At 59.5% G+C, this 26,739-nt stretch carries 25 protein-coding genes; 12 read left to right on the top strand and 13 right to left on the bottom strand.

The window, feature by feature from the left end; translation table 11 throughout:
• The first annotated feature begins 20 nt into the window (after positions 1 to 20).
• The 3 genes from caiB to ACQZ5F_RS02255 all read left to right on the top strand — a co-directional run bounded on the left by caiB (position 21) and on the right by ACQZ5F_RS02255 (position 3,732).
• On the top strand, positions 21 to 1,223 hold the full coding sequence (caiB, locus tag ACQZ5F_RS02265) for a succinate--glutarate CoA-transferase (protein WP_225339112.1): 1,203 nt from the start codon (positions 21 to 23) through the stop codon (positions 1,221 to 1,223).
• Positions 1,220 to 2,887: a thiamine pyrophosphate-binding protein gene (locus ACQZ5F_RS02260; RefSeq protein WP_448731004.1), complete on the top strand. Its 1,668-nt coding sequence runs from the start codon at positions 1,220 to 1,222 to the stop codon at positions 2,885 to 2,887. Before caiB ends, ACQZ5F_RS02260 begins: the two co-directional genes overlap by 4 nt.
• A gap of 80 nt (positions 2,888 to 2,967) precedes the next feature.
• Complete coding sequence (locus tag ACQZ5F_RS02255) at positions 2,968 to 3,732, top strand: HugZ family pyridoxamine 5'-phosphate oxidase (RefSeq protein WP_137084867.1); 765 nt, start codon at positions 2,968 to 2,970, stop codon at positions 3,730 to 3,732.
• A gap of 211 nt (positions 3,733 to 3,943) precedes the next feature.
• Here the strand turns inward: ACQZ5F_RS02255 and ACQZ5F_RS02250 are convergent, their stop codons facing one another.
• From ACQZ5F_RS02250 to ACQZ5F_RS02240, 3 genes are all read right to left on the bottom strand, one after another.
• Positions 3,944 to 4,285: a RidA family protein gene (locus ACQZ5F_RS02250; RefSeq protein ID WP_052818029.1), complete on the bottom strand. Its 342-nt coding sequence runs from the start codon at positions 4,283 to 4,285 to the stop codon at positions 3,944 to 3,946.
• A 48-nt stretch (positions 4,286 to 4,333) separates the two neighbouring features.
• Complete coding sequence (locus tag ACQZ5F_RS02245) at positions 4,334 to 4,672, bottom strand: protein tyrosine phosphatase family protein (protein WP_046798035.1); 339 nt, start codon at positions 4,670 to 4,672, stop codon at positions 4,334 to 4,336.
• 131 nt (positions 4,673 to 4,803) lie between these two features.
• Positions 4,804 to 5,637, bottom strand: a complete 834-nt coding sequence (locus tag ACQZ5F_RS02240) for an aldose 1-epimerase family protein (protein ID WP_046798034.1) — start codon at positions 5,635 to 5,637, stop codon at positions 4,804 to 4,806.
• A gap of 156 nt (positions 5,638 to 5,793) precedes the next feature.
• On the opposite strand from ACQZ5F_RS02240, the gene ACQZ5F_RS02235 reads away from it, so the two are divergent.
• Positions 5,794 to 7,185, top strand: coding sequence for a L,D-transpeptidase family protein (locus tag ACQZ5F_RS02235; protein WP_080842543.1), 1,392 nt, complete (start codon positions 5,794 to 5,796; stop codon positions 7,183 to 7,185).
• 67 nt (positions 7,186 to 7,252) lie between these two features.
• On the opposite strand, the gene ACQZ5F_RS02230 is transcribed toward ACQZ5F_RS02235, so the two are convergent.
• The 9 genes from ACQZ5F_RS02230 to ACQZ5F_RS02190 form a co-directional block, all read right to left on the bottom strand.
• Positions 7,253 to 8,458, bottom strand: coding sequence for an MFS transporter (locus ACQZ5F_RS02230; RefSeq protein ID WP_225339110.1), 1,206 nt, complete (start codon positions 8,456 to 8,458; stop codon positions 7,253 to 7,255).
• A gap of 46 nt (positions 8,459 to 8,504) precedes the next feature.
• Positions 8,505 to 9,128: a TetR/AcrR family transcriptional regulator gene (locus ACQZ5F_RS02225; protein ID WP_448731005.1), complete on the bottom strand. Its 624-nt coding sequence runs from the start codon at positions 9,126 to 9,128 to the stop codon at positions 8,505 to 8,507.
• A 168-nt stretch (positions 9,129 to 9,296) separates the two neighbouring features.
• Complete coding sequence (locus ACQZ5F_RS02220) at positions 9,297 to 10,013, bottom strand: ParA family protein (protein WP_225339109.1); 717 nt, start codon at positions 10,011 to 10,013, stop codon at positions 9,297 to 9,299.
• 164 nt (positions 10,014 to 10,177) lie between these two features.
• Positions 10,178 to 10,552 (bottom strand): hypothetical protein, encoded by a 375-nt coding sequence (locus ACQZ5F_RS02215; RefSeq protein ID WP_225339108.1) that lies wholly within the window; start codon positions 10,550 to 10,552, stop codon positions 10,178 to 10,180.
• Positions 10,553 to 10,570: 18 nt separating this feature from the next.
• A complete protein-coding gene (locus tag ACQZ5F_RS02210; protein WP_225339107.1) occupies positions 10,571 to 11,716 on the bottom strand; it encodes an iron-containing alcohol dehydrogenase in 1,146 nt (381 codons plus the stop codon).
• A complete protein-coding gene (locus ACQZ5F_RS02205) occupies positions 11,713 to 13,101 on the bottom strand; it encodes an aldehyde dehydrogenase family protein (protein WP_448731006.1) in 1,389 nt (462 codons plus the stop codon). The genes ACQZ5F_RS02210 and ACQZ5F_RS02205 overlap by 4 nt, the downstream gene beginning before the upstream one ends.
• Before the next feature lie 18 nt (positions 13,102 to 13,119).
• The gene (locus ACQZ5F_RS02200; RefSeq protein ID WP_448731007.1) at positions 13,120 to 14,487 is read right to left on the bottom strand and encodes a glutamine synthetase family protein; all 1,368 of its coding nucleotides are present in this window, start codon (positions 14,485 to 14,487) and stop codon (positions 13,120 to 13,122) included.
• Between the two features lie 63 nt (positions 14,488 to 14,550).
• Positions 14,551 to 16,065 (bottom strand): amino acid permease, encoded by a 1,515-nt coding sequence (locus ACQZ5F_RS02195; protein WP_046798029.1) that lies wholly within the window; start codon positions 16,063 to 16,065, stop codon positions 14,551 to 14,553.
• Between the two features lie 213 nt (positions 16,066 to 16,278).
• Positions 16,279 to 17,052 carry an N-formylglutamate amidohydrolase gene (locus ACQZ5F_RS02190; RefSeq protein WP_448731008.1) on the bottom strand — a complete coding sequence of 258 codons (774 nt, stop codon included), beginning with the start codon at positions 17,050 to 17,052 and terminating at the stop codon, positions 16,279 to 16,281.
• Positions 17,053 to 17,229: 177 nt separating this feature from the next.
• On the opposite strand from ACQZ5F_RS02190, the gene ACQZ5F_RS02185 reads away from it, so the two are divergent.
• From ACQZ5F_RS02185 to ACQZ5F_RS02160, 6 genes are all read left to right on the top strand, one after another.
• The gene (locus tag ACQZ5F_RS02185; RefSeq protein ID WP_046798027.1) at positions 17,230 to 18,108 is read left to right on the top strand and encodes a MurR/RpiR family transcriptional regulator; all 879 of its coding nucleotides are present in this window, start codon (positions 17,230 to 17,232) and stop codon (positions 18,106 to 18,108) included.
• A gap of 291 nt (positions 18,109 to 18,399) precedes the next feature.
• Entirely contained in the window at positions 18,400 to 19,506 is a 1,107-nt protein-coding gene (locus tag ACQZ5F_RS02180; RefSeq protein WP_046798026.1) for an ABC transporter substrate-binding protein, read from the top strand.
• 103 nt (positions 19,507 to 19,609) lie between these two features.
• Positions 19,610 to 20,494, top strand: coding sequence for an ABC transporter permease (locus tag ACQZ5F_RS02175; RefSeq protein WP_225246434.1), 885 nt, complete (start codon positions 19,610 to 19,612; stop codon positions 20,492 to 20,494).
• Entirely contained in the window at positions 20,491 to 21,273 is a 783-nt protein-coding gene (locus ACQZ5F_RS02170) for an ABC transporter permease (protein WP_046798024.1), read from the top strand. Before ACQZ5F_RS02175 ends, ACQZ5F_RS02170 begins: the two co-directional genes overlap by 4 nt.
• Positions 21,274 to 21,286: 13 nt before the next feature.
• Positions 21,287 to 22,345 (top strand): ABC transporter ATP-binding protein, encoded by a 1,059-nt coding sequence (locus ACQZ5F_RS02165; protein ID WP_225339105.1) that lies wholly within the window; start codon positions 21,287 to 21,289, stop codon positions 22,343 to 22,345.
• Between the two features lie 141 nt (positions 22,346 to 22,486).
• Positions 22,487 to 23,530 (top strand): zinc-dependent alcohol dehydrogenase family protein, encoded by a 1,044-nt coding sequence (locus tag ACQZ5F_RS02160; protein ID WP_046798422.1) that lies wholly within the window; start codon positions 22,487 to 22,489, stop codon positions 23,528 to 23,530.
• A gap of 44 nt (positions 23,531 to 23,574) precedes the next feature.
• Here ACQZ5F_RS02160 and ACQZ5F_RS02155 read toward each other — a convergent pair whose 3' ends face one another.
• Positions 23,575 to 24,219, bottom strand: coding sequence for a hypothetical protein (locus ACQZ5F_RS02155; RefSeq protein WP_225339104.1), 645 nt, complete (start codon positions 24,217 to 24,219; stop codon positions 23,575 to 23,577).
• Positions 24,220 to 24,548: 329 nt separating this feature from the next.
• Between ACQZ5F_RS02155 and ACQZ5F_RS02150 the strand changes: the two genes are divergently transcribed.
• Together ACQZ5F_RS02150 and ACQZ5F_RS02145 are read left to right on the top strand one after the other, a co-directional pair.
• Positions 24,549 to 25,325, top strand: coding sequence for an AAA family ATPase (locus tag ACQZ5F_RS02150; RefSeq protein WP_052818038.1), 777 nt, complete (start codon positions 24,549 to 24,551; stop codon positions 25,323 to 25,325).
• Between the two features lie 79 nt (positions 25,326 to 25,404).
• Complete coding sequence (locus ACQZ5F_RS02145; RefSeq protein WP_225339103.1) at positions 25,405 to 26,736, top strand: MFS transporter; 1,332 nt, start codon at positions 25,405 to 25,407, stop codon at positions 26,734 to 26,736.
• Positions 26,737 to 26,739 lie beyond the last annotated feature (3 nt).

The raw sequence follows: 26,739 nt of genomic DNA, 5'->3' as shown, positions 1-26,739 counted from the left end.
CCGACAATACCGGGGGACAGATGACCGACATGCCGAACAGGAAACAGCCGCTATCCGGCATTCGCGTCATCGAGCTGGCGCGTGTTCTGGCCGGTCCCTGGGCGGGGCAGATGCTGGCCGACATGGGCGCTGACGTCATCAAGGTGGAAAACCCCGAGGGCGGCGACGATACCCGTACATGGGGGCCGCCCTTCGTTGAAGGCGCGGATGGAGAAAACCTCTCCGCCGCCTATTATCACGCCACCAACCGCGGCAAGCGCTCCATCGTCGCCGATCTGAAAACGCCTGATGGCTGCGAGCTGGTGCGCCGGCTGGTGCGCACCGCCGATGTCGTCATCGAGAACTTCAAGCGCGGCGGGCTTGCCAAATACGGCCTCGATTACGAGAGCCTGAAGGTGCTCAATCCGAAGCTGATCTATTGCTCCATCACCGGCTTCGGCCAGACCGGGCCCTATGCCGATTTCGCCGGTTATGATTATATCGTGCAGGGCATGTCGGGTTTCATGTCGATCACTGGCGAACCGGACGGCCAGCCGATGAAGGCGGGCGTCGCCGTCGCCGATATCTTCACCGGCATCTATTCCGTGACAGCCATTCAGGCGGCGCTGATCCACGCCATTCGATCAGGCGAAGGCCAGCATATCGACATGGCGCTTCTGGATGTGCAGTCGGCCGTGCTCGCCAACCAGAACATGAACTACCTGATTTCCGGCAAGCCACCCGTCCGGCTCGGCAACGCGCATCCGAATATTTCCCCCTATGAAGTGGTGCCGACGGCCGATGGTTTCCTGATCCTCGCGGTCGGCAATGACGGTCAGTTCCGCCGCCTCTGCAACATCCTCGGCATAGGCGCAATCGCCGATGACGAGCGCTTTGCAACCAACAAGGCCCGCGTGGCGCACAAGGTGGACGTGCGGCAGATCGTTTCCACCGAAACGCTGAAATGGCAGAAGCGCGATCTCTTGACCGTCTGCGAAAAGAATGCCGTACCGGCCGGGCCGATCAACTCCATCGAGGAAATGTTCGCCGATCCGCAGATCAAGGCGCGGGGCTTGCGTGTCGATCTCGAAGCGGAAGACGGCACCGTCATTCCCGGCGTGCGCACCCCCATTGTGCTCTCGCAAACCCCCTTGCGCTATGAACGCCCCAGCCCGAAGCTCGGTGAGCATCAGGCACAGGTGCTGGCCGAACTGGAAAACATCGAAAGGACCACCACGCCATGAAAACAACAGGCAATACCAGAACAGGTGGGCAATTGATCGTCGAAGCGCTGAAGGCCAACGGCGTCTCCCGCGTTTCCTGCGTTCCGGGCGAAAGCTATCTGGCCGTGCTGGACGCGCTTTATGAAAGCGGCATCGAAACCGTGGTCTGCCGCCAGGAAGGTGGCGCCGCCATGATGGCCGATACCTGGGGCCGGCTGACGGGCGAACCCGGCATCTGCATGGTGACCCGCGGCCCGGGTGCCACCAACGCCTCGGCCGGCCTGCACATCGCAAGGCAGGATTCCATTCCGATGATCCTGTTCATCGGCCAGGTGCAGCGCGACGCCCGCGAGCGCGAGGCCTTTCAGGAAGTGGAATACCGCCGCGCCTTCACCGAATTCGCCAAATGGGTGGGCGAGATCGACGATGCGCGCCGTATCCCGGAATTCGTCACCCGCGCCTTCACTGTTGCCACCTCCGGTCGCCCCGGCCCGGTGGTGCTGACGCTGCCTGAAGACATGCTGGTGGAAGAGGTCGAAGCGCCCGAGGCAAAGCCCTATACACCCGTCGAGGCACATCCCGGCCCGTCACAGATGGCCGCCTTCGCAAAAATGCTGGGCGAGGCAAAACGTCCGATCTTCATCATCGGTGGCACCCGCTGGTCCGAGGAAAGCGTGGCGACCTTCAGGGCATTTGCCGAAAATCACAAGCTGCCCATCGGCTGTTCCTTCCGCCGCCAGATGCTGTTCGATCATCTGAGCCCTTCCTATGCCGGCGATGTCGGCATCGGCATCAATCCGGCACTGGCAAAGGAGATCAAGGAATCCGATCTCGTGGTGCTGCTCGGCGGCCGCCTCTCCGAAATGCCGTCTTCCGGTTATACGCTGCTAGACATCCCCTACCCGTCGCAGAAACTCATCCACATCTATCCGGAAGCCGAAGAGCTTGGCCGCGTTTACCGTCCCGATCTCGCAATCTGCGCCGCGCCGGATGATTTCGTCGCCGCCCTCTCCTCCATCTCGCTTCCGGCAAACGCCGCATGGGCTGAACGCACGGCCGCCATACATGGGGCTTACCTCAACTGGTCCACGCCGCCGCAGAGCGGCCCCGGCCCGGTGCAGATGGGTCCGATCATGGACTGGATCGAAGCCAATGTGCCCGAGGATGCGATCTTCACCAATGGCGCGGGCAACTACGCCACCTGGGTGCACCGTTTCCACCGTTTCCGCCGCTTCAACACGCAATCGGCGCCAACATCAGGCTCGATGGGTTATGGCCTGCCGGCGGCGGTCGCCGCCAAGCATCTGTTCCCGGAGCGTGAGGTGATCTGCTTTGCCGGTGACGGTTGTTTCATGATGCACGGGCAGGAATTCATCACCGCCGTGCGTTATGGACTGCCGATCATCACCGTCCTGGTCAATAACGGCACCTACGGCACCATCCGCATGCATCAGGAACGGGAATATCCCGGCCGTGTCAGCGGCACCGATCTCGTCAATCCGGATTTCAACGCTTTTGCGAAGGCCTATGGCGGCCACGGCGAAACGGTGGAAAAAACCGAGGACTTCGCCGCCGCCTTCGAACGCGCACGGGCAAGCGGCAAGCCCGCCATCATCGAGGTGAAGCTGGACGCCGAGGCCATCACGCCGACGCGCACGCTGACGCAGATCAGAACCCGGGCCTGATATCGCCCTTCGATATTGGTGATGGACACGGCTCCGGCATGGTGTAAATCCTGACTGAAACTTACAGCTTAGGAAACGACATGCCGGATGCAGCCCCTCCCGTCATCACCCCACGCGGCGCGAAGATCGAGCCCTCGGCCGGCGCACCTTTCGAGGCGGTGCGCGTGGCCCGCGATGTGCTGCACACATCCCGCACGGCAGCGCTCGCTACCCTCGATCCGGTCAGCGGTTATCCTTATACGACCGCCACCAATATCGGCATCGAGCCTGATGGTACGCCGTTCTTCTTCGCGGCGGGCCTGACGCTGCACGCCCGCAACATGGAGGCAGACCCGCGCATCTCGCTGACGCTCGCCCCCTTCGGCAAGGGTGATGCGCTGACGCTGCCGCGGCTGACGCTGGTGGGGAAAGCGGAACTGATCGACCCGGCTGAGGTGCCGCTTGCGAGACAGCGCTACATCGCCCGCTATCCCAAGGCGAAACTTTACCTCTCCCTTCCCGACACGAGGCTTTACCGGCTGCGAACGGAAGGCGTACAGATCAACGGCGGCCCGGCCCGCAATGCCAGCAACATCACCCCGGCCGACCTGCGCACGGAGCTTTCCGGCGCGGCGGAACTGATGGCGGTGGCGCAAAGCGAAGCGACCCGCCTCAATGCCATCAAGGGCGAAGCGGCCCGGCTCGCCGTTCTGGCCGGCGCGAAGGCCGGTCGCTGGACGATCACCTCCATTGACCCTGATGGCATCGATCTCGCTTCGGCCAGCGATCTGGCCCGGCTGTGGTTTGCGGAGCGGGTGACTACGTTGAAGCAGTTTGAGAAGGCGCTTGCTTTGCTTGTGAAATGAAGGGCGCAAACGACTCACAAACCTGGGACAATCGTCTCTCTTCCGTCATGCTCGGGCCTGTCCCGAGCATCTGCCACCTATCAAGTTGTGATACGTGAGTGGATCCTCGGGACAAGCCCGAGCATGACGAAACGAGCGTTTCGAATTTCCCATAAAAAAGGCCGGGCTGCATTCCGCGACCCGGCCTTTCTCAGAAAACTCAGACGGATGCTCAGAGAGCAGCAGTCACGATGAACTCAACCTTGTAGTCCGGGGTAGCAAGCGCTGCTTCGCTGGTGGCCCGGGCCGGCGGGTTTGCCGGGTCGATCCAGCCTTCCCAGACGGCATTCATTTCGCCGAAGGTGGACATGTCGGAGAGATAGATGATCGTCTGCAGGACTTTCGACTTGTCGGAACCGGCAGCGGCCAGCAGGCGATCGACTTCCGCCAGCGCCGACTTGCTCTGTTCCGTCACGCTCGTACCCTCGCCGACCTGGCCGGCCAGATAGACGGTGTTGCCGTGTACGACGGCGCCGCTCATGCGCTTGCCCGGCTCGATACGCTTGATGGTCATGGAAAACTCCTGTTGATTGGCATTAAAAATAGAACGATGCGCGGAAAATCAGCCGCGCAGATGATGGGTCTTTTCGTAGATCGCCGTGGAGCGCGCGCCGGAACGGCAATAGCCGAGCATCGGGCGCTGCAATTCATCGAGCGCATCCACCATGCCGGCAACGGCATCGGCGTCGACGCCATAGCGACCAACCGGTACATGCATGATGGTGAGGCCAAGTTGCTCTGCGCGCTCGGCAATATCGGCGAAAAGCGGCTGGCCGTCTTCTTCGCCGTCAGGGCGGTGGCAGACGATCGACTTGAAGCCGAGTGCCTTGACCTCATCCAGATCGGCGACGCTGATCTGTCCCGTTACCGAATATTCGTCGTCTATGCGCCTGATATCCATGTCTGCCTCCGCTGAAACCGGCGTCCGCGCCGCTGGCTGTCGCCCTTCAAAATCCGCATCCGATGTAAGCGGTCAAAACCCCTGCGTCAATGACGGCGCACCGTCATTCGGCATGGCATTCGCTACGGCATTCAGAGGATTGAAAAGCGCAGACCGAACCTGCGGCTTTCACCCGGCTGGAGAATATTGAACTCGCCGGCGGTCTCAAGCTCGCTCCGCCCAACCCAGCGATGCGAAACCGGCTCGATGCCGAGCACATTGGCGGGGTCCTGCTGGTTGCGCCACATCTGGAGATAGGGCAGCGTCTCCGTGCGAAAACGCACGGTCAGCGTCTTCCCGCCGATGGCCGCAATCGGGCCAAGCTTCAATTCCGCCCATTCGTCCTTGCCGGCAGAGACGCAGAAAACAGTTCCCGGCTCCTCGCCGAAACGCCAGCCATGGCCGCCGCCTTCAAGCATGGCGCCTTCAAGCCGCACGGCGTCGTCAAACAGGCGCGCGCCGACATTCATGTGATACATCAGAAAGACCGGGATCGGCCGCGAACTCGTATTGACGATCCGGTCGTCAAGGCTGACTTCGCCGCTTTCACCATCGATGCGCCATGTCCGTTCCAGAAGTGCGGTGCCGCCATCGGCAAGCTTCACGGGAACCTCCACACGCGCCAGCGCATTGGACTCATGAACGTCGAAAGCGATGATCGTCGCGGGATGCGAGGAAAAGGACCCATGCAACGGATATCGACGCCCCTCGCCGTCACCGTCGATCAGTTCGGGATGACGGATATGATCCGGACCGCAGGTGAAGAGAAAGCCCTCCAGCGAATGGTCGATGCGTGCATCGCCATCATCGGGAATGGCGCGGCCGGGCGCGATGTCAGTGCCATCAACGATACAGGAACCAATATCGAAAACAGAGGTTTCATCGAGGAAAATATGGGGCGATCTGCCGGCCTGAAACGAACGCAAGACAACCTCTCCTGTGGCAGTAAAAACGCATGAATCACGGAAACGCTACTAGCCGTGACGGAAATTAAGATTGCATTAACCGCGAATTCACCTTTTTCACAATAGGGTCAAGATTGCGGTGTGTTTATGGGCGAACGAAGCAAGGATAGCAGAATCGTGAAACAGTTTCTTAACGCAGCTCTGGGTCTGACAGTCGCGGTAGTGGCGGCTTTCGCCCCGCTACAGGCTGGCGCGCAGCAGCGTTATGGCGACCAGCAGACGATGCTGGTAACACCTGACGGTCGCGTGCTCGACTTCATGCCAGAGCGCGGCGACATCGTCATCAGCCGCGATGCGATGGGTCGCACGGTGTTTTACGACCAGTACGGCAATCTGCTGGCCACTGAAATGCCTTCCGGCTATCAACAGCGGCAGCAGGCGCGCCAGCAGCGTGACACCACCTATTATCCGCCCGCCCCCGGCGGCCAGTACCGTGAGCCACCGCGCGATTACGGTTATCAGGACAATGGCAGCGTGCGTGATTATCGCGAATATCGCGGTGATGGCTCCGGCGACAATGTCTATACCGGCTCAGTTCCCGGCCCCGGCGCGGTGGAAAGCGGCCCGCTCGGCCAGCCCATGCCCGGCGAAAGCACCACGGCCGCCGTCCCACAACCCGATCACCTGATCGAACGCCACACCCCGGTCACCACACCGGTCAACCGTTCGCGACAGGAGATCGTCGCGCTCCAGACTTTCCTCGACCGCGAAGGCATCTCGCCCGGCGTTATCGACGGCAAGATGGGTGACAACGTCAACAAGGCGATTGCCGCCTGGCAGGACATGACGGGCGAAAAGCTCGACCCGAACAATTCCGACGACATTCTGGAGCGCCTGCGGTCCTCCGGCGGCATGCCCATCGTCGATTACACCATCACCGCCGCCGATGCGGCCGGTCCCTATGTGGCTTCGATTCCGGATGACTATGCCGAAAAATCGCAGCTGCCCGCCTTGTCCTTCACCAAGACTTCGGAAGCGCTCGCCGAACGTTTCCACATGGATGAGAACTATCTGAAGGAACTGAACCCCGGCATCGATTTCTCCGTGCCCGGCACGATCATCAAGGTCGTCAATCCGGGTGACGCGAAAAAGGGACAGGTAGCCCGCATCGTCGCGCATAAGGGCATCAAGCAGGTCTTCGCCTATGGCGAGGACGGCAATCTGATCGCCGCCTACCCGGCCACCATCGGCTCCACGGACACGCCTTCCCCGAGCGGCACGCATACGGTCGAGCGCATCGCGCTCAATCCGGGCTACACCTATAATCCGAAGATCAACTTCAAGCAGGGCCAGAACGACAAGATCCTGCAGATCCCGCCGGGTCCGAACGGTCCGGTCGGCACGGTCTGGATTGCGCTGTCAAAGCCGACCTACGGCATTCACGGCACACCGGAACCCTCGAAGATCGGCAAGACCAACAGTCACGGCTGTATCCGCCTGACCAACTGGGATGCGACCGAACTGGCGAAAATGGTCCGCGCCGGCGTGGTGGTCGAATTCGCGGAATAATCGACCGGAAGAAAAGAAAAGCCCGGCGGATTGTGGTCCGCCGGGCTTTTTTTCATTTAATCGCGTTTCAGTCGCGTTTTTCCGTGAGGAAATATAGAAGGGCCGCCACCGGCAAGGCGAAGCCGATCCACGAGGCAGCCCCCCATTCTCCGACAGCATAAGCCCAGCCACCCACGGCGGAACCGATGGCGCCGCCCATGAAAAACGTCGCCATATAGATGCCGTTCAGGCGGCTGCGGAATTCCGCACCGAGCGTGAAGATGGCGCGCTGGCCAAGCACCAGATTGGTGGTGACGCCGAAATCCAGAACGATTGCCGCAACCACCAGAATGGCGAGCGCCAGATGCGACCCTTCGGGCGCAAGATGCGTGACGGCGAAGGAAAGCGCCACCGCCACCAATGCAATGAAAGTTGCCGCACGGGTCCAGCCGCGATCAGCCATCCGCCCTGCAATTGGCGCGGCCACGGTGCCCGCAGCACCGGCAAGCGCAAAGAGCGCAATCTCACCCTGGCTCAGGTTGAAATGCGGTCCGCTCAGATAAAGCGGCGTCGTGGTCCAGAACAGGCTGAACGCTGCAAACAGGAAAGCATGGTAGATCGCCCGCCGCCGCAGGATCGGCGTGTGGAGGGCAAGCCTTCCCATCGAGGCCATCAGCGAGCCATAACCCAGCCGTGCCTCCGGCATGCGGGCGGGCAGAAGCCGGAAAAGCACCACTGCAAGAAGCGCCATGACTGCCGCCGACGTGAGAAACACTCCGCGCCACGAAACCACTTCCGACAGCAGGCTGGATACCGGCCGCGCCAGCATGATGCCGGCCATCAGCCCGCTCATGACATTGCCGACCACCCGCCCGCGAATGGCGTGCGGCGCCATATGGGCGGCATAGGGGACGATAACCTGCACCGCCACCGAACTGACACCCACCAGGAAGGCCGCGATGAGAAACGGAGCCGCATGCGGCGCGAATGCCGCGGCCAAAAGGGAAAGCACCGCCATCGCGACAGAACTCACCACCAGCCTGCGGTTTTCGATGAGATCGCCGAGCGGCACGACGAACAGCAGGCCGACACCGTAACCGATCTGCGTCAGGGTCACGATCAGCCCGGTGGCACCGGCGGAAAGACCAAGCTCCGCCCCGATGATGCCGGCAAGCGGCTGGGCATAATAAAGATTGGCGGCAATCAATCCGCAGGCTGTCGCCAACAGAAAGGTCAGAGCCGGGGACATGGATGTTGCCTCAACATCCTCCCCTTCAATTACACGCGTCGTCATCATCTTCTCCAATATGGAAACATTCGTTTCCTAAATAGTCACAAAATCACTCGGCAAGTTTCATGGCAATATCCACCACGGCCACCATGTCTTTGAGGCTGCGCCCTGTCTTTCCCACCACACGCATGCCATACATCATGCACAGCATCGCCCGGGCGAGATCATCGGGATCGGCCTTCGAATGCACCGAACCATCCTTCTGCCCTTCGGCAACGAGACGGGCGACAATCCGCTCCCTCGCCTTCACGGCCCGCTCGACCACGACGGCAATATCATCATCCAGCGCCGCCAGATCGGCAGCAGCACCGACAACAAGGCATCCATCAGAGCCGGCACCGCCATGCGACCGTTCCGCATAGAACATCAGCCCTGCCCTCAGGCGCTCGTTACCGGTATTGTAACCGGCCACCGCCGCCTCGAAACGCTCGGTCTGCACAATCCTGTAGCGTTCCATCGTGGCAATAAAGACGGCCTTTTTGTCCTTGAAGGCCTTGTAAAGACTGCCCTGTGCCAGCTCCATCGCATCGGTAAGATCACCCACGGAGGTGGCGTGATAACCGCGCCTGGAAAAAACCCTGATCGCACCATCGAGCGCTCGGTCGATATCGAACTCACGCGGCCTGCCGCGATGGCGCTGTTCCTCGGACTGGTTGTGGCTGATATTGCTCATGGTCGGAATATAGGAAACTATCGTTTCCAAATCAAGCAAATAATGAAGCTGACAGGAAAAGGCCGTGACCGCACTCGGGCGAGCCAAACGGCAGTCAAGCATCTCGAACATCATCCCGCCTCTGCGGCGATGAACACCGCAGACGGGGCGAACGTTGAAAACAGTGTCTCAGGCGGCTTTGCGGGTGAAGAGGCGCGCGGGTGGCGTGCCGAGCCGCAACAGGCGTTTTGGCAACAGGCCAAGCACTTCGCCGGCGAATGCTTTGGCATTCTCGACCGCCTTGTCGATATTGCTCACCTTGTTCTTATCGAGACAGAGAAGCGTGCCGCCAAGATCGAAAATATCGCGATAGGCCGCTCTCTCGACAATCGGCGTATTGAGAACCGAAACATTCTTTTCCGCCAGCAGCATCTTGACGAGCAGCAGCGAGCGCGTCGCCACCATGGCGTTCACTCGCGTCAGCACGATGGAATGGGCAATCGCCTTGCCCATCTTGCGCTTCAGGAATTCGATGTGGTCCAGAACCTCGGCAGCGCCGCGCGCATCCATGGCGCAGCCCTGAACCGGGATCAGCACATGATCGGAAATACCGAGAGCCATGGTCAGAAGCGGGCTTTTCGCACCTGGCAGATCGATGATGAAACAGTCGGTATTGGTTTTGTTTTCGCGAATATGGCCCTCGAGCGAGGCCATCGTCACATGCGAAATCACCGAGAGATTTTCGATCTCGCCTGATAATTCGTACCAGCGGGAAATCCACAATTGCGGATCGGCATCCAGAACCGTCACGCGGTGGCCGCTGCGGGCCAGTTCGGTCGCCAGAAGCAGCACGGCGGTCGTTTTTCCGGCGCCGCCCTTGGTATTGGCGAAAGTGATGACTGACATGACACCCCCTGTTGGTCAGAGCCGTTTCATGCTCATTCACGCACCGAAGCAATTCATGGTGCTTTCCGTAATCTTAACGAACAGGGTTAATAAAAGGCTAAGATCGTTTTGGGGACAACAAAAAGCCCGCGATTGGTATTGCGGGCCCCCTGTCATCATATTGATCACGTTAACTTTCGGCAGGAGCCCACATCGTCAGCCCGCAGGCGGCCGGCTTTAAGGTCTTCATATTTCGGCAGGTTCAGGGAACCGCCCAGCCTTTTCTCAACGGTTGCACGATCAAGCGTGATCATGCGTCCGGCGCTTGTGAAGGACACCATGCCGTTTTTTCCGGAATACGCCATGGTCGCGCGCATTTCACAGAAATAGCGGTCAGAGCCCTTGGAAAAATTCCATCCCCGGATTCCTGCCTTATTGCTCGACAGAGCTCCGACTTTGTAACCCTGACCGGAAAGCTCCTTAAAAGAAGCGGCTTGCGCCACAATGGGCAGGCTTAAAAACGCCACTGCGAGCAATGGCGAAAAAACTGAAAATCTCATGGTTTCCACAACGACCCTCTAAAAGCAGTCCTCGAACAATTTCCTGGTATTCTCCAGCGTCATCGGCACCGGATTGCCGCCGCAGCTCGGATCCTTAATCGCCTCCGCCGCCAGTTCGTCGATACGGTCCGGCTTGATGCCCATGGCGGTCAGGTTTTCCGGCACGCCGAGTTCCTTGCGAAGTTCCAGCACGTAGTCATAAAAGCCGTCAAAGCCGCCGGAGATACCGAGATAGGCTGCCGCGCGGGCAATCTTGTCCTCGATGGCCGGCCGGTTGAAACGCAGCACCGCCGGCATGACGACGGCATTGGTCATGCCGTGATGTGTGTTGTAGACCGCGCCGATCGGATGCGAGAGCGAGTGAATGGCGCCGAGACCTTTCTGGAAGGCCACCGCCCCCATCGCCGCCGCCGCCATCATATTGGTGCGCGCCTCAATGTCAGTTCCGTCCTTATAAGCGCGCGGCAGGAATTCCTTGACGAGCCGCAGGCCCTCCAGCGCCACACCGGCGCTCATCGGATGATAGAAGGGCGAGGAATAGGCCTCGAGGCAATGGGCAAAGGCATCCATGCCCGTGCCCGCCGTGATGACCTTCGGCATGCCGACCGTCAGCTCTGGATCGCAGATGACCACGCCGGGCAACAGCTTCGGATGGAAGATGATCTTCTTCACATGGGTCTGCGAATTGGTGATGACGCTGGCGCGGCCGACTTCCGAACCGGTGCCCGCGGTCGTCGGAACCGCGACGATAGGGGCGATCTTGGCGGCATCCGCCCGTGTCCACCAGTCGCCGATATCCTCGAAATCCCAGACCGGGCGCGTCTGCCCGGCCATGAAGGCGATGGTCTTGCCGAGATCGAGGCCAGAGCCGCCGCCGAAGGCGACGACACCGTCATGGCCGCCATCGCGGTAAGCCTTCACGCCGGCTTCCATGTTGATCTCGTTGGGGTTCGGATCGACTTCGGCGAAGATCGCCCGGCCAAGTCCCGCCTCTTCCAACACGTCGAGCGCGTGCGCGGTAATCGCCATATTGGCAAGGCCGCGATCCGTGACGAGAAGCGGCTTCTTGATACCGAGCGTCTTGCAGGCTTCCGCCAGTTCCTTGATCCGGCCACGGCCAAGCTTGACGGCGGTGGGGTAGCTCCAGTTGGCGACGATATTCATTTCGTGACTTTCTTCAGATGGTAGGATTTCGGACGGGTCAGGTTCTGGAAACCGAGGACGGAGAGCGAACCGCCACGGCCGGTTTCCTTCACGCCGGTCCAGCAAAGGGCGGGGTCGAGATAATCGGCGCGGTTCATGAACACGGTGCCGGTTTCGATTTCGCGACCGATGCGCCCGGCACGCGCCGCATCCTGCGTCCACAGCGAAGCGGTGAGGCCGTATTTGCTGTCATTCATCAGCGCGATGGCTTCATCGTCGTTTTTGACCTTCATGATGCCGATGGCGGGACCGAAAGTCTCTTCGGTCATGAATTCCATGGAATGGTCGACATTGACGAGGATCTGCGGTGCAACATAAGCGCTCTCGCCGTCATCGGCCGGGAACAGTTTCGGATCGACCAGCGCCTTGGCGCCCTTGGCAACGGCGTCCGTGATCTGCGCCCGCACCACCTTGGCGAAACGCTTGTTGGCCATCGGCCCGAGCGTGGTTTCCTGTTCCAGCGGATTACCGAGCTTGTAGTTGGACACCCAGGCAACGGACTTCTCGACGAATTCGTCATAAAGGTTTTCGTTGACGTAGATGCGCTCGATACCGCAGCAGCATTGCCCGGAATTATAGGTGCCGCCATCCATCAGCGTATCGACGGCGGCGTCGAGATCGGCATCCTCCATCACATAACCGGGATCCTTGCCGCCGAGTTCAAGCCCGAGGCCGGTGAAGGTGCCGGCAGCGGCGCGCTCGATGGCACGACCGCCTTCCACCGAACCGGTGAAATTGACGAAATTGAACAGGCCCTCGGAAATCAGCGCCGAAGTCGTGCCATGGTCGAGGAACACGTTGATGAAGACGTCTTCTGGCACGCCAGCCTCGACGAAAGCCCGCACCATGCGTTCGCCGACCAGCAGCGTCTGCGCCGCATGTTTGATGACGACCGTATTACCGGCCATCAAGGCGGGTGCGACGGTGTTGATCGCCGTCATATAGGGATAGTTCCACGGCGCGATGACGAAGACCACGCCATGCGCCTCGCGCTCGATGCGGCGTTCGAAATTGCCGCTCTCCTCGATGACGAGCGGCGCCAGCGCATCGGCCGCAATGGAAGCGACATAGTTGGAGCGCTCGTTGAAGCCCTTGAACTCGCCGCCATAACGCACCGGACGGCCCATCATATGCGCCAGTTCCGGCACCACCTCCGCCACCATTTCGTTGAGGCGCGCGACACCCTTCAGAACCAGCTGAACGCGGTCCTCAAGCGGGCGGCGAGCCCAGTCCTTTTGCGCCTTGCGTGCCTTCGAAACGGCGGCCCGCGCCGCCTCCAGCGACATCGCCTCCCGCTCGGCATAAACCGAACCGTCGATGGGCGAGATATTCTGGATCATGGTCATGATGTTTTCCCGTAATGATTAGGCTCGTTCGAAACCGCGCGCCACTTCCCAGTCGGTCACGCGGCGGTCGTATTCTTCCTGTTCCCACCGTCCGGCATGGACGTAATGATCGATCACATCGTCACCAAAGGCCGCACGCAGCATTTTCGATCCATCCAGAAAGGCGGTGGCGTCACGCAGTGTCTTGGGTATCTCGCGCACATCCTTGCCGCCATAGGCATCACCGACAAAAGCGGGCTCAAGTTCGAGTTTATTTTCGATGCCGTCAATGCCCGCCGCAAGCAAAGCCGCCATGGCGAGATAGGGATTGAGATCGGAGCCGCCGACGCGGCATTCGATGCGGATGCCCTTGGTGCCTTCGCCGCACAGGCGATATCCCGCCGTGCGGTTGTCGAGGCTCCAGATCGCCTTGGTGGGCGCAAACGTGCCGGCCATGAACCGCTTGTAGGAATTGATGTAGGGCGCCAGAAAATAGGTGATCTCGCTGGCATGGGCGAGAAGTCCGGCAACATAATGCCGCATCAGCTCCGACATGCCATGCTTTGCGTCCTTGTCGAGGAAAGCAGGCGTCTTGCCGTCAGCGCTCCAAAGCGACTGATGAATATGCGAGGAACTGCCAGCGGCGTTATAGTTCCACTTGGCAAGGAAAGTCACCGCCTTGCCCTTCGACCAGGCGATCTCCTTGGTGGCGTTCTTGATGATGGCGTGCCGGTCGGCCATGGTCAGCGCCTCGGCATAACGCACATTGATTTCGGCCTGGCCGGGAGACGCCTCGCCCTTGGAGTTCTCGACCGGAATTCCCGCCCCCTGCAGACCCTTGCGCAGCGCCCGCATGACGTCCTCTTCCTTGGTGGTCTGGAAGATATGGTAATCCTCATTATAACCGCTGGCGAGGTTCAGGCCCTTGTAGCCGCTGGCGCGCGCCGCATCGAAGGTCTGGTCGAACAGGAAGAATTCCAGCTCGGTCGCCATATAGGCCTTCAGCCCCATGGCCTCCAGCCGCGCCACCTGCTTTTTCAGGAGCGCACGCGGCGAATGCGGCACTTCTTCATGGGTGTGATGATCGAGCACATCGCACAGAACCAGCGCCGTGCCTTCCAGCCACGGCACACGCCGCAGCGTCGAAAGATCGGGTTTAAGCACATAGTCGCCATAACCCTTTTCCCAGCTGGAGGATTTATAGCCGGGAACGGTTTCCATCTCCATATCGGTGGCAAGCACGTAATTGCAGCTATGGGTTTCCTCATAGGCGCTTTCAACGAAAAATTCGGCCTGAAATCTCTTGCCCATCAGACGCCCCTGCATGTCGACAAGGCAGGCCAGAACCGTGTCGATGCGCCCCTCGGCGACATCCATCTTAAGCGCGTCGAATGTATAGCTCGTCATTTTGTCCGTTCCCTTTATTGTCTTGGTCGGGCGGCCGCATACGGCCGCCCGTTTGTTTGAGCATCAGGCCTTTGCAGCCGCCGCTGCCATCGCAGCCTGCTTGTGCTCCAGCGCAAATTCCTCTTCCGGCGACAGGATGAGGCGATGGCGTCCGACAAAGGCGAAATAAGCGATCGCCACGGCAAACCAGACCGCGACCCACAGCACGCCTTTGCTGAAGTTCGGATCCTGGATCTGGTAAAGCAGCGTGACGATGGCGATGATGATCGTCAGCACCGCACCCGGAATACCGAAGGGCGAACGGAACGGCCGCTCGATATGCGGCAGGTTCTTTCGGAGCAGAATGAAGGAAATCGCCTGCAGGATGTAGGAGAACATCGCGCCGAACACGGCCATGTTCAAAAGCACGCTGCCGATGATGCTGCCGCCCTGTTCCGCACCCAGCGAGAACCAGATGACCAGCATGACCGCAAGACCAACAATCGCGCCGGCAATGTTGGCGACGAAGGGTGTGCGGTATTTCGAGTGGGTGATCGACAGCACGGTCGGGAAATAGCCCGCACGCGACAGCGAATAGATCTGCCGGCCCTGCGCATACAGAATCGTATGGAAGCTGGCGATCAGGCCGGTGAGCGCCACGAGACCAAGCAGCACCACGCCGCCATCGCCGTAAATCGCCTTGAAACCATCAAGCAGCGGTTCCAGCGAAGAACCGAGATGGAAGGCGCCGACACCGGGCAGCGACGGGTTGAGCAGCACGATCATGAAGGCCGAAACCATCAGTGTGATGACGCCGAGAATAATGCCCTTCGGCATATCACGTTTCGGATCGACCGATTCTTCCGCCGCCAGCGGCAGCTGTTCAATGGCGAGGAACAGCCAGACCGCAAAAGGCAGCGTGGCGAGAACGCCCGAAAAACCGAAGGGGAAGAACGAACCGCCGCCCTCTGGCAGCTCCACAGCCTTGCCATCAGGACCAACGCCGATATTCAGCGCGAAACGCGAGAAATCCATGTTCGGAATGGCGCTGATCCAGAAAAACACCAGAACACCGAGCGAAATCAGCGTAATGACCAGCGTCACCTTGAAGGAAAGCTCCAGCCCGAAGACGTTGAGGGCAAGGAAGATCAGATAGAAACCTATCCACACAAAGGGTGAATAGGCCGGATCGAGCCCCAGAATGGAATTCATATAGGCCGTGATGAAGGTGACGATGACCGCCGGCGTCAGCACATATTCGACATTCTCGCAAAGCCCGGTGACGAAGCCGCCCCAGGGACCCATAGCGGTACGGGCGAAGGAATAGGCCGCCCCCGTATGCGGCAAGGCCGGGCTCATTTCCGCGATCGAAAATGTCAGTCCCAGATACATGATGGCGATGATGATGCCCGCCACCAGCATGCCGCCCCAGCCGCCGGTGGAAAAGCCGAAATTCCATCCGGAAAAATGCCCTGATATGACCGCCCCGACGCCGAGCGCCCAGAGCGACCAGACGCCCGCATAACGGGATAGTCCGCGTTTTTCGAAATAGGATGCATCAGCCTTCTTGTAGCTGACGCCTGACGATGAACTGTCCATGCCCTTCTCTCCTGAATAAGAAAAAAACAAGCCAGTCAGCCGTTATTGGCCGATTGTGCCCCAGTTTTCAGCACTTGCGGAAGGTTTCCGCGCTGTGCCGCACGCATTTGCTGTTCCCTTGCCGCTTCATGCCTTTCCGGCTTTCCTTGAATGTCGGCAGTCTCGTCTGGTGGCCGGCCCCGGTGTTTTCACCATCGGCCAGCCCTTGCTCCCTCACTCATCGATTGATGAGAGCGCCTTCCCCGTAAGCTCGTGGAGGAACCCGGCAATTGCCGCCTGCTCCCCTTCATTGGTGATGAGATCGTTGCGAATCTCGATCATGACGTTCAAAAGCCCGCCCGGCAGCGCATGTAGCCTCAGCGTATGCGTCACGCCATCTTCCGGACCATAGGGATCGTTGCGTTTGACCGTGAGCGCCGACCCTTCGGCGCCAGCCAGCATCGCATCGGCCAGACGGCTGTCGCTATCATGCAAAATGCCAATCTGGACCGCGCGAAATTGGCCGTGATAGACCGGTGTGAAACTGTGGATCGTCACCACGACCACCTTGCGCCCGGAGGCCTGCCGCTCGGCGATGATCTCGCTGACGCGGTCGTGAAACGGAACATAAAGCGCAGAAGTGCGGGCGAACCGCTCCGCTTCGGAAAGATCGAAATTGCCGGGAATATCGTAAATCTCGCTTTTCACCGGCATGGCGGAAGGCGATTCGGGCGGCCGGTTGCAATCATAGACCAGACGCGAAAACCGTTGATGGACGAGCGTGGCGTCAAGGCTTTGCGAAAGCAGTCGCGCCACGGCAAGGGCACCTGGATCCCAGGCCGCATGGCTCGAGAGCACCTCCGGCGACAGACCGAGCGTACCGAATTTTTCAGGGATGGTGGCGGAAGCATGTTCGCAGACGAGAAGGACATCGCCCTTTCCCGCAGCGTTCTCGACGCCAACCGCCTGTCCTTCCACCTGCTTGAAAAACCGTGAACGCACCGTCATGCACGAACCCCATCCGGAAACCCGCCGTTCCGTCAACGACGAAAAGAATTCTTCACATTATTGCCAGTGTCAAATGGAATTTTGAAATTTTCTCTTCATTTTTCCCATTGACTCGATCGCCGACACAGATGTTTATTTTAGTGGAAGCACCGGCAGAAAGACCGGAAGGGGAAAGATTTGCGCAGCACGACGGCGACCGTGTCGGATGTCATCCATGCCCATTATGATGCGCTGACCCGTTCGGAAAAACGGCTGGCGGAGAGCCTGCTCGGCAACTACCCCGTCTCGGGCCTCGGCAGCATCACCACCATTGCCGAAAATGCAGGCGTTTCAACACCGACCGTGGCGCGCATGGTGCAGAAGCTCGGCTATAAGGGCTACCCGGAATTTCAGGCGCATCTGCACCAGGAGCTTGAAGCGACAATCTCCGGTCCGGTCGCGAAACACGACCGCTGGGCCACCAATGCGCCGGGGCTGCATATTCTCAACCGCTTTGCCGACGCCATCACCGGCAATCTGCGCGACACGTTGAGCGACCTCGATACCGCCGTCTTCGACAATGCGGCAGCACTGCTTTCCGACCGCAAACGCAGCATCTATTTCGTCGGCGGACGCATTACCGGCGCGATCGCCGAATATTTCTTCACCCATATGCAGGTGATCCGGCCGAAAACGACGCTGATGTCATCAAATTCCAGCGCCTGGCCGCAATATATGCTGAATATGAGCGCCGGCGACGTGCTGGTAATCTTCGATATCCGTCGCTACGAACACGATATGACGACACTCGCCGAAGTTGCGAAAGCAAACGGCGTGCAGATTATTCTCTTCACCGACCAATGGACATCACCGGTGGCGCGCCACGCGCTGCACACTTTCCGTGTGAAGATTGAGGCACCCTCGGCCTGGGATTCCTCAGTCGTCACATTATTCGTGGTCGAAGCGCTGATCGAGGCGGTGCAAAGCGGCACCTGGGATGAAACGAAGCAGCGCATGAACGCGCTGGAGGGCCTGTTCGAGCAGACGCGGCTGTTCCGCCGGCCGGACAGAACATGAGAAATTATATAGCCGGCAACTTGCTTGACGCGGATGCCGCACGCTGATTGGATACCTGTGATCGCTACCAGCACGAAAAACAGGGTACATAACCAAGCTGGGGAACAGATCTGGCCAATAGGATGATGAGGGGATTATCCCGCAATTGCAGGCATAAAAGCCTGACGATGGCGGAAAATGGGCGTAAAGTGACGGAATCCGGATAAATAAATTGCAATCCAGCCGTCACATTAGCTTCATCTAGAATCCGTATCAGCGTCCGCAATATGAGAACACGAAGAGGAGAAAAAAGTGATCTCTCACTGCCGCCGACTGCTTGCTACGACCACTGCACTGGTCATCGCCTCCACCGCGATCGCCGCTGCTGAACCGAGCGCCGAACTGATCGCTGCCGCCAAGAAGGAAGGCATGCTGACCACCGTTGCGCTGCCGCACGACTGGTGCGGTTACGGCGACGTCATCGCCGCCTTCAAGGCGAAGTACCCGGAAATCACCGTCAACGAGCTGAACCCCGACGCCGGCTCCGCCGACGAAGTGGAAGCAGTCAAGGCAAACAAGGACAACAAGGGCCCGCAGGCGCCTGACGTCGTCGACGTCGGCCTCGCTTTCGGCCCGCAGATGAAGGCTGAAGGCCTGCTGCAGCCCTACAAGGTCTCCACCTGGGATGAAATTCCTGACAACGTCAAGGATGCCGACGGTTACTGGTACGGCGACTATTACGGCGTGATGTCGATGTTCGTGAACAAGGACCTCGTCAAGAACACGCCGAAGGACTGGGCCGACCTGCTGAAGCCGGAATATTCCGGTCAGGTAGCACTCGCAGGTGATCCGCGCGCTTCCAACCAGGCGATCCTCGGCGTTCTCGCCGCTGGTCTTGCCTCCGGTGCGAAATCCGGCAAGGAAGCCGGTGAAGCCGGCCTGAAGTACTTCGCCGACCTCAACAAGGCCGGAAACTTCCTGCCGGTTATCGGCAAGGCCGGCACGCTGGCGCAGGGCGCGACCCCGATCATCATCGCCTGGGACTATAACGCCCTTTCCTGGAAGAAGACGCTGAACGACAACCCGCCGACGGAAGTCGTCGTCCCTGAGAAGGGCGTTCTGGCTGGCGTTTACGTTCAGGGTATCTCCGCTTACGCGCCGCATCCGAATGCCGCCAAGCTGTGGATGGAACATCTCTATTCCGACGACGGTCAGCTCGGCTGGCTGAAGGGCTATTGCCACCCGATCCGCTTCAACGCCATGGTCAAGGCTGGCAAGGTTCCGCAGGAACTGATCGACAGCCTGCCGCCGGCAGCCGCCTATGAAAAGGCGATCTTCCCGACGCTCGAGGAAGTTGACGCCAACAAGGCCGCCGTTACGGCCGGCTGGGACAGCGTCGTCGGCGCAAACGTGAAGTAAACTGTTGAAAAAGCACCCCGGCTGATCAAAAAGCCGGGGTGTTTCTCTTATAATGAAGACCTTAATAGACAGACCGTTCGAAAACGGCGTTTGGGGACAAGGCATGCCATCAACCAACACCGGCGGACCATCCGACGCGGGCAGAAAGTTGCCGCTGCACTGGATAGGCGTCGTACCTTTTGCCGTTTTTGTTCTGCTGTTTCTGATCATGCCGACGATGAAGATCGTCATTGGCGCGTTTCAGCATGCCGATGGCAGCTTGACGCTGGAAAACATCGCCGGGCTTTTCACCCCGTCCATTCTTTCGGCCTACTGGATTTCGATCAAGATCAGCCTCGCCTCGGCGGCTCTCGGCTGCCTGATCGGTTTTGCCGTGGCCGCCGCCGTCGTGCTCGGCGGCCTGCCGCAGCGCATCCGCGGACCGCTTCTCACCTTTTCGGGCGTCGCCTCGCAATTTGCCGGCGTTCCGCTTGCCTTCGCCTTCATCGCCACGCTTGGTCCGGTTGGCCTGCTGACCGTCTTCCTGAAGACGCAGATCGGCATTGATCTTCGGCTCCTCGGCTTCAACATCCTGTCCTTCTGGGGCCTCACGGTCACCTATCTGTTCTTCCAGATACCGCTGATGATCCTCATCATCACGCCGGCGCTGGACGGGCTGAAGCGTGAATGGCGCGAGGCTGCGGAAATCCTCGGCGCGACCGGCCTGCAATATTGGCGCATGGTGGCCTTCCCCATCCTTTTGCCGTCGCTGCTCGGCACCATGTCGCTGCTGTTTGCCAATGCTTTCGGCGCGGTGGCCACCGCAATCGCGCTCACCGGTTCCTCGCTCAACATCGTGCCGATCCTGCTTTTCGCGCAGATCCGCGGCGATGTTCTGGGCAATCCGCATCTTGGTTACGCACTCGCCTTTGGCATGATTGTCGTCACCGGCATTGCCAATGCGCTATATATCTGGCTGCGCGCCCGCAGCGAAAGGTGGCTGAAATGAAGCGGTTCTTCGCCTGGGGCGCGCTGATCTTCGGCCTGCTTTATTTCGCCCTGCCGCTGATCGGCATGACCAACTTCTCGCTGAAGATGCGGCGCGGCGAATATTCCTTCGACGCCTATGGCAAGGTGCTCACCGACCCACGTTTCCAGGAAACCTTCAGCTATTCGGTGGTGATGGCGCTGTTCACCATCGTTTTCGGGGTTCTGCTGGTGGTGCCGACGGCCTATTGGGTGCGCCTGAAACTGCCGCACCTGCGTCCCTATATCGAATTCATCACGCTCCTGCCGCTGGTCATCCCGGCCATCGTCATCGTTTTCGGTTATATCAGGCTTTACAACACCTCAAGCTGGCTGCCGCTGACCGGCACGACCTTCGGCACCAACCTGCTTCTGATGTTCGGTTATGCCACACTGGCCTTGCCCTATATGTACCGCGCCGTCGATACGGGCCTCAGGACCATCGATGTTTCGACGCTGACGGAAGCCGCCCAAAGCCTCGGTGCAGGCTGGACGACCATCCTGTCGCGCATCATCCTGCCCAATGTTCTGGTCGCCGTGCTGTCCGGTGCGTTTTTGACTTTCGCCATCGTCATCGGTGAATTCACCATGGCGGCCCTTTTGAACCGCCCGGCCTTCGGCCCCTACATGCAGCTGCTTGGCGCCAACCGCGCCTATGAGCCGGCAGCACTTGCCGTGATTTCCTTCGGCATCACCTGGGGTTGCCTTGGTCTGATCCAACTCGTTTCACGCTACCAGAAGGGCGCGCCTCCCAAGGCCTGAGGACAAGATTTTCATGAGCTTTTTGACACTTAGCAACATCAAGAAATCCTTCGGCTCCGTACAGGTCGTGCATGATTTCAACATGGCCATCGAAAAGGGCGAATTCGTCTCCTTCCTCGGGCCATCGGGCTGCGGCAAGACCACCGTGCTGCGCATGATAGCCGGCTTCGAAATCCCGACAGGCGGCTCCATCGTCATCAACGGCAAGGACCAGACGACGCTGCGCCCCAACCAACGCAATATCGGCATGGTGTTCCAGGCCTATGCGCTGTTCCCGAACATGAATGTCTATGAGAACGTCGCCTTTGGCCTGAAAGTCGCCGGCAAGCCGAAAGCCGAGATCGATGCGCGCGTGAAGGAAATGCTCCAGCTCATCCATCTGGAACATCTGGCAGACCGCTATCCCTACCAGATGTCGGGCGGGCAGCAGCAGCGCGTGGCGCTTGCCCGCGCGCTCGCGCCGAAGCCGGAAGTGCTTCTGCTGGATGAACCGCTCTCCGCGCTCGACGCCAAAATCCGCGTGTCGCTGCGTGAGGAAATCCGCCAGATCCAGCAAAAGCTCGGCATCACCACCATTTTCGTGACCCATGATCAGGAAGAGGCGCTGTCGATCTCCGACCGCATCGTGGTGATGAATGGCGGCCGTGCCGACCAGATCGGCACGCCCTTCGATATCTACAACAAGCCCGCCACCCGCTTCGTCGCCTCCTTCGTCGGCACGCTGAACCTCATCGACGCCACCATCGTCGATTCCGCGTCCAACATCATCCGCGTCGGAGAGCAGCAGATCACGCTCCACAAGCCGGTCGAAGCCGCAAACGGCGAAAAAATCACCCTCGCGCTCCGCCCGGAAGCGGGCTCGCTCGGCAGCGACGCGAAAGGCGATGTCGCCATTTCCGGCGTCGTCACCTCCAGCCAGTTCCTCGGCTCCGTCATCCGCACCCGTCTCGATCTCGGCGGCTCGACCCTGTCTTTCGACATGTTCAATGATCCCGGCACCGCGCCGCCCGCCATTGGCGAACAGGTGACGCTCAAATTCGCAGCCGGCGATCTGATGGTGATCAAGGACTAAACCGCTTTTCTCCATCGGTGGAAGAGGCTAGAGCATTTCCAGTAAAAGTGCGTAGCGGTTTTGCGTCCGGAAAATGCGAAGAAATAAAGATATAGAGCAGGTATTGAATACGAACCTGCATGCCAGCGATATGAGGCCATGATGCGCGCGCTTTTTTACGAACGATTTGGCGAAACCCCTGTCGTCGCATCCCTGCCCGATCCGGAGCCAACCGATGGTGGCGTGGTCATCGAGGTAAAAGCGACAGGCCTCTGCCGCAGCGACTGGCATGGCTGGATGGGGCATGACACGGATATTCGCCTGCCGCATGTTCCAGGCCACGAATTCGCCGGTGTCATCGCCGCGGTCGGCAAGAACGTCACCCGTTTCAAGACAGGCGACCGTGTTACGGTGCCTTTCGTTTCCGGCTGCGGCCACTGCCATGAATGCCGCTCCGGCAACCAGCAGGTCTGCGAGGCGCAGTTCCAGCCGGGTTTCACCCATTGGGGTTCGTTTGCCGAATATGTCGCCATCGATTATGCCGACCAGAACCTCGTGCATCTGCCTGATACGATGAGCTACGCCACCGCTGCCGGCCTCGGCTGCCGTTTCGCCACCTCCTTCCGCGCCGTGACCGATCAGGGGCGCCTGAAGGGTGGCGAATGGCTGGCGGTGCATGGTTGTGGTGGCGTCGGCCTCTCCGCCATCATGATCGGCGCGGGCCTTGGCGCGCAGGTTGTCGCCATCGACATTGCCGAAGACAAGCTCGAACTCGCCCGCCAGCTCGGCGCGACGGCCACCATCAACAGCCGATCGGTCGCCGATGTTTCGGAAGCGGTGCGCGAGGTGACGGGCGGCGGCGCGCATGTGTCAATCGACGCCCTCGGTCATCCGCAGACCTGCTGCAATTCCATCAGCAATCTGCGCCGGCGCGGACGCCATGTTCAGGTTGGCCTCATGTTGGCCGATCACGCCATGCCCGCCATTCCCATGGCTCGGGTCATCGCCCACGAGCTGGAGATTTACGGCAGCCACGGCATGCAGGCATGGCGTTATGAAGACATGCTGGCCATGATCGAAAGCGGCAAGCTTGCACCGGAAAAACTGATCGGCCGCCACATCACCCTCTCCGACGCCATCACGGCCCTGCCCGCCATGGACAGTTTCCAAGAAAGCGGCATCAGCATCATCGACCGGTTCGAATAGTGCAGGCTCCCGCAACCACCTGAGATTCGCAAATTGCGTCCGGTTCAGGCACCCCTGCGCCCGAATGCCCGGACCGGAGTGGCTCCCCGGGCAGACGCATGGGCCGGCGATGCTGCCGGGATATGCGCCGCGTGATCGGTCTGGCTATCGGTCCATTGACGGTTTATCAGCTGTTTCTTGCGGACCTCCAGCGGGTCGGGGGCATCCTCCTCCTGCTGTTGCTTACTTCCCGCAACTGCGGAGGTCGTCGCCAATCGCGAAATCCACCGCACGACCTGCATGCCCTTGTGAACAAGCACAAAGATACCAACAATTCCGACCGCTATGATAATCACGAGGTTCCAGGGCGCGTCGCTGCCCCTCGCCGCCCGCTCCATGCGGTCTTTTGTCGTCGGATCAAAACCAAGCGTCGCCTTCAGCCTGGCGATGTCCGCATCGCTGAGCTTGCTGTACCGCTCTCCACGATACAGCACATAACCGCTCCTATCCCCGCTGTTGAGATAGCCAACGTCGAATGCTTCCCCGTCGCGAAGAAAAGGCTCGTTGTCCGGCAGATCGTAAACGAGATCGACCGTCTCGCCGCCGCCAAATCCGGGGATGACAAAAAACCGAGACCTTCGCGCCTCAGCTTCGCTCACGAATAACGCAGAAAATAGAACAGCAACCGAAAAAAGCGCAACATGCTTCATTCACTCTCTCCAACAACAACGAGAATGATGATAACTGGCATTACTGAATTAATTTAAGATTTATACTTAAATTAAAATCATAAATTTCAGATATTTATTATATTTATCTAAAATATACAAATTATTACTTTATGTATACCATCTAATTTATAATAATATGATCTTCTAAAGAGGCGGCATGGCGTATTCCGCCAACACTGCAAACCATTGCGCACATAGGGCCCCACGTTAAGCCGCAATCACACGCAATTGCTTTGAGACCAGGGCCGCGATGATGCGACAGAGCGCAACGTCGGCGAACATGACGGATTAGATGCAAGGACCGTGACATGCTGTTTCTCGATAGCGTAACCATGAAAGAAACCCCGGGCGGACGGGACGACTATCCTTTCTCGGTTCCGGCGCTACGCCAGCTGGAACGCCTGGAATTCAAGACGCCGATCACTTTTTTTGCCGGCAATAACGGCTCCGGTAAATCAACGCTGCTGGAAGGGCTGGCGGCCGGAATGACGGCCTATGCCATCGGCAACCACGGCCAGGTTTCGGGCGATCTGTACCTTCAGCATGCCGAGACCGTGGCAAAGGCCTTTTATTTCGCCCGCAAGAAATATCCGAAAATCCGCATGTTCATGCGCGCCGAAGATGTGCTTGGCTATATCCGCCGGCTGAATGAAGAGACGCTGGACGATTTTCGCTGGGAGCGGGAAAAAGCCCTGAAAAAAGGCGAGGACTTTCCGGAAGAAACCCCGGAGACCTTTCGCAGGATCGTGAGAAACAACACCATCGACCGGCGGTCGCATGGCGAAGGATTTCTCGATATCATGCAGCAGCGGGTGCATGGCGCCGGCCTCTATTTCCTCGACGAACCGGAAAGCCCGCTTTCACCGCAAAAACAGCTGGAGCTTGCGGCCATCATCCGCCACGCCGCCGACAGCGGCGGGCAGCTGATCATCGCCACCCATTCACCCGTGCTTTTGGCCATTCCCGAAGCGACGATCTATTATTTCGATGAGAACGGCATCACCGAACGCCTCTATGACGAGCTGGAGAACATCACTTTCCTGCGGCGCTTTCTCGATCGTCCATCAAAATTCATAAGCGATTGAGAGCCGATAAAGCTTGAAATCCCGCTTCTCTTGCAGCATGCCCATTAGCAACATGTGAATTAGAAAAAGAAGCAGGCCTATGTCTCCCACCAACACACCGGCAGCTGCCCGGCCCCTGAACAGCCAGGATTACAGAACTCTTGGCCTTTCGGCCCTCGGCGGCGCGCTCGAATTTTACGATTTCATCATTTTCGTGTTTTTCGCCACCGTCATTGGCCATCTGTTCTTCCCGCCGGAAATGCCGGACTGGCTGGTGATGATCCAGACCTTCGGCATCTTCGCCGCCGGTTATCTGGTGCGACCGCTCGGCGGCATCGTCCTGGCGCATTATGGCGACCGTTATGGTCGCAAGCGCGTCTTTGCCTTCTCCATCCTCCTGATGGCGCTCTCCACGCTGGGCATGGCGCTGATGCCGACCTATGCCACCATCGGCGTGGCCGCTCCCATCCTGCTCATCATCCTGCGCATGCTGCAGGGCGCGGCCATCGGCGGTGAAGTGCCGGGCGCCTGGACCTTCGTAGCCGAACACGTGCCCTTCCGCCGCGTCGGGCTTGCCTGCGGTTTCCTCACATCGGGTCTTTCCTTTGGCATCATGCTGGGCTCGTTGATCGCCTTTGCCATCAATTCCCTGTTCTCGGCAGAAGATGTGGCGGCTTATGCCTGGCGCATTCCCTTCCTGCTCGGCGGCATCTTCGGCCTGATCGCCGTCTATCTGCGCCGCTGGCTGGAGGAGACGCCGATCTTCAACGAGATGAAAAAATCGAAATCACTGACGGACAAGCTGCCGCTTGGGCTGGTGCTGAAACATCATATGCGTGGCGTCATCATTTCCGCCCTGCTGACCTGGGTTCTGTCGGCTGCCATCGTCGTGACGACGCTGATGACAGCCACATTCCTGCAAAAGCTTTATGGCTACACCCCGACGCAGGCGCTCGCGGGCACCAGCTTCGGCACGCTGTTCCTGATCTTCGGCGTCATCATTGCCGGCGCGCTCATCGACCGCGTCGGCTCCGGCATCTTCTTCATGGCGGCAAGCATCTTCTTCGGCATCGCCACCTTCACCTTCTACAGCTACGCTGGCGCGTCGCTTGAAACCATGTTCATTCTCTACGGCGTCATGGGCCTTTCGGTCGGCATGGCGGGAGCCGTGCCCTATGTCATGGTGCGCGCCTTCCCGGCATCGGTCCGCTTCTCCGGCCTCTCCTTCGCCTATAACGTCTCCTATGCCGTCTTCGGTGGACTGACACCGATTGGCGTGACCACGGCACTTGCCGCCAATCCCATGGCGCATGCCTGGTATCTGGTGTTCATAGCCGTCCTCGCCTTCTGCATTGGCCTTTACCTCTATCTGCGCGGCAGCGAGGTCGAGAGCCATGTCGGCATAGAAGAACTGGCGGCGTTGAGGTCGTAAGCT

It is taken from the genome of Agrobacterium sp. 22-210-1 (genome assembly GCF_053522525.1).
The sequence above is the reverse complement of the archived record's forward strand: the minus strand, read 5'-3'. Positions and strand labels throughout refer to the sequence as shown.

Bases quoted from the DNA above. Each gene is read 5' to 3' on its own strand.
- caiB (WP_225339112.1), top strand. From the start codon at position 21: ATGACCGACATGCCGAACAGGAAACAGCCGCTATCCGGCATTCGCGTC.
- ACQZ5F_RS02260 (WP_448731004.1), top strand. From the start codon at position 1,220: ATGAAAACAACAGGCAATACCAGAACAGGTGGGCAATTGATCGTCGAA.
- ACQZ5F_RS02255 (WP_137084867.1), top strand. From the start codon at position 2,968: ATGCCGGATGCAGCCCCTCCCGTCATCACCCCACGCGGCGCGAAGATC.
- ACQZ5F_RS02250 (WP_052818029.1), bottom strand. From the start codon at position 4,285: ATGACCATCAAGCGTATCGAGCCGGGCAAGCGCATGAGCGGCGCCGTC.
- ACQZ5F_RS02245 (WP_046798035.1), bottom strand. From the start codon at position 4,672: ATGGATATCAGGCGCATAGACGACGAATATTCGGTAACGGGACAGATC.
- ACQZ5F_RS02230 (WP_225339110.1), bottom strand. From the start codon at position 8,458: ATGACGACGCGTGTAATTGAAGGGGAGGATGTTGAGGCAACATCCATG.
- ACQZ5F_RS02225 (WP_448731005.1), bottom strand. From the start codon at position 9,128: ATGAGCAATATCAGCCACAACCAGTCCGAGGAACAGCGCCATCGCGGC.
- ACQZ5F_RS02220 (WP_225339109.1), bottom strand. From the start codon at position 10,013: ATGTCAGTCATCACTTTCGCCAATACCAAGGGCGGCGCCGGAAAAACG.
- ACQZ5F_RS02215 (WP_225339108.1), bottom strand. From the start codon at position 10,552: ATGAGATTTTCAGTTTTTTCGCCATTGCTCGCAGTGGCGTTTTTAAGC.
- ACQZ5F_RS02210 (WP_225339107.1), bottom strand. From the start codon at position 11,716: ATGAATATCGTCGCCAACTGGAGCTACCCCACCGCCGTCAAGCTTGGC.
- ACQZ5F_RS02205 (WP_448731006.1), bottom strand. From the start codon at position 13,101: ATGACCATGATCCAGAATATCTCGCCCATCGACGGTTCGGTTTATGCC.
- ACQZ5F_RS02200 (WP_448731007.1), bottom strand. From the start codon at position 14,487: ATGACGAGCTATACATTCGACGCGCTTAAGATGGATGTCGCCGAGGGG.
- ACQZ5F_RS02195 (WP_046798029.1), bottom strand. From the start codon at position 16,065: ATGGACAGTTCATCGTCAGGCGTCAGCTACAAGAAGGCTGATGCATCC.
- ACQZ5F_RS02190 (WP_448731008.1), bottom strand. From the start codon at position 17,052: ATGACGGTGCGTTCACGGTTTTTCAAGCAGGTGGAAGGACAGGCGGTT.
- ACQZ5F_RS02175 (WP_225246434.1), top strand. From the start codon at position 19,610: ATGCCATCAACCAACACCGGCGGACCATCCGACGCGGGCAGAAAGTTG.
- ACQZ5F_RS02170 (WP_046798024.1), top strand. From the start codon at position 20,491: ATGAAGCGGTTCTTCGCCTGGGGCGCGCTGATCTTCGGCCTGCTTTAT.
- ACQZ5F_RS02165 (WP_225339105.1), top strand. From the start codon at position 21,287: ATGAGCTTTTTGACACTTAGCAACATCAAGAAATCCTTCGGCTCCGTA.
- ACQZ5F_RS02160 (WP_046798422.1), top strand. From the start codon at position 22,487: ATGCGCGCGCTTTTTTACGAACGATTTGGCGAAACCCCTGTCGTCGCA.
- ACQZ5F_RS02155 (WP_225339104.1), bottom strand. From the start codon at position 24,219: ATGAAGCATGTTGCGCTTTTTTCGGTTGCTGTTCTATTTTCTGCGTTA.
- ACQZ5F_RS02150 (WP_052818038.1), top strand. From the start codon at position 24,549: ATGCTGTTTCTCGATAGCGTAACCATGAAAGAAACCCCGGGCGGACGG.
- ACQZ5F_RS02145 (WP_225339103.1), top strand. From the start codon at position 25,405: ATGTCTCCCACCAACACACCGGCAGCTGCCCGGCCCCTGAACAGCCAG.